The following is a 440-nucleotide window of genomic DNA, read 5'->3' on the forward strand; positions in this document are numbered from 1 at the left end:
GGCTATGGCGGCTCGTGTTTCCCCAAGGATGTGCGGGCACTGATCCGCACCGCCGGCGATGTCGGTTTCGAGCCGGTGCTGCTGCACTCGGTCGAGGCGCGCAACAATGCCCAGAAGGTGGTGCTGTTCGACAAGCTGAAGAGCCACTTCAACGGCGACCTCACCGGCAAGACCTTTGCGCTCTGGGGTCTGGCCTTCAAACCCAACACCGACGACATGCGCGAGGCACCATCGAGGGTGCTGATGGAGGCGCTGTGGCAAGCCGGCGCCAGGGTGCAGGCCTATGATCCCGAGGCGATGAACGAGGCGCAGCAGATCTATGGCCAGCGCGACGACCTCACCTTGTGCGGTACCAAGGAGGCGGCGTTGCGCGGCGCCGATGCACTCTTGATCGCCACCGAGTGGAAGAATTTTAGGGCGCCGTCCTTCGAGCTGATCCG

General features: G+C 63.9%; 1 protein-coding gene (cut by both window edges). It reads left to right on the forward strand.

The whole window is internal to a UDP-glucose/GDP-mannose dehydrogenase family protein gene (locus H5P29_RS04765; RefSeq protein ID WP_185910249.1) on the forward strand: the coding sequence, 1428 nt in all, runs 792 nt past the left edge and 196 nt past the right edge, and what appears here is coding positions 793-1232 (codon 265, complete, through codon 411, partial); the first complete codon in view begins at position 1. Both the start codon and the stop codon lie outside the window.

Origin of the sequence: Aminobacter sp. MDW-2, assembly GCF_014250155.1 — a bacterium.
Lineage (GTDB): Bacteria > Pseudomonadota > Alphaproteobacteria > Rhizobiales > Rhizobiaceae > Aminobacter > Aminobacter ciceronei.